Annotated in this window: 1 protein-coding gene and 1 pseudogene; both read left to right on the forward strand. The window is 72.5% G+C overall.

The window, feature by feature from the left end:
- Nucleotides 1-2: 2 nt before the first annotated feature.
- The gene (gene gspK, locus AC27IO_RS24550; protein WP_498741253.1) at nucleotides 3-947 is read left to right on the forward strand and encodes a type II secretion system minor pseudopilin GspK; all 945 of its coding nucleotides are present in this window, start codon (nucleotides 3-5) and stop codon (nucleotides 945-947) included.
- A 56-nt stretch (nucleotides 948-1003) separates the two neighbouring features.
- Nucleotides 1004-1169 (forward strand): annotated as a pseudogene (locus AC27IO_RS24555) (type II secretion system protein GspL); the annotation flags it as partial.

Genomic DNA, 1169 nt, shown 5'->3' on the forward strand with positions numbered 1-1169 from the left:
CGCTGCTGGCCGCCATGCTCACGGTGACGCTGGTGGCCACGTTCGCGGCCGCGGCCATGTGGCAGCAGTGGCGCGCGGTCGAGGTGGAGACCGCCGAGCGCGCACGCGCGCAGTCGGCGTGGATCCTGGCCGGCGCGCTCGACTGGTCGCGGCTCATCCTGCGCGAGGACGCCGCCGCGCGCGACAGCGACGGCACCGACCACCTGGCCGAGCCCTGGGCGGTGCCGCTGGAAGAAGCGCGCCTGTCCACCTTCCTCGCGGCGGACCGCAACGTGAGCCAGCCCGAGGATGCGAGCACCGACACGGCCGATGCCTTCCTGTCCGGCCGGATCATCGACCTGCAGTCGCGCCTGAACCTCTTCAACTTGGTGGACGGCAATGCGGTGCAGGAGATCCCCCTGCGCCAGTTCACCCGCCTTTTCGAGCAGCTCGGCCTGCCGCGCCAGCAGCTGAACCTGCTGGCCGACGGGTTGCGCCAGGCCAAGGCCACGGGCGGCGATGCGGGCAACGCGCCCCTGATGCCGCGCACCCTGTCGCAGCTGTCCTGGCTGGGCGTGGACGCCGCCACCATCGCGGCGCTGGAGCCCTACGCCACCGTGCTGCCGCGCAGCACGCGGGTGAACCTGAACACGGCCAGCGCCCAGGTGCTGCAGGCCAGCATCGAGGGGCTGGACATGGCCGGCGCGCAGCAGCTGGTGCAGGCGCGCGAGGCCCGGCACTTTCGCAACGAGGAAGACGCGCGCAAGCTGCTGAGCGGCTCGGCGCGGATGGACACCACCACGCACACCGTCTCCTCGTCGTACTACGAAGTGCTCGGCCGGCTGCGGCTGGGAAGCACCGTGGTGCAGGAACGCTCCCTGGTCTACAAGGCCGGCCGCGAAGCCCGCACGCTGTGGCGCGAACGCGGGGTCTTCGCGCGCAACGACGCCGCCACGGCCACCCGCTGACCCCGGCCGCGCGATCCGTCATGCCACGCCCCTAAAATGGCCCGCGAAACCCATCCATGAGCACCCTCATCCTTTCCTTGCCCCCGGGCCACCCGGGGCCGGCCACCGAGTACGGCTACACGCTGACCACCGACGGCCACACCGCCACACGACACGCGAACGCGCCCGCCGCGCTGCTGCCCGACCCGGGCCGCGCCGGCGAGGTGGTGGCCGTGGTGGACT

Source organism: Acidovorax sp. KNOB132, assembly GCF_057541515.1.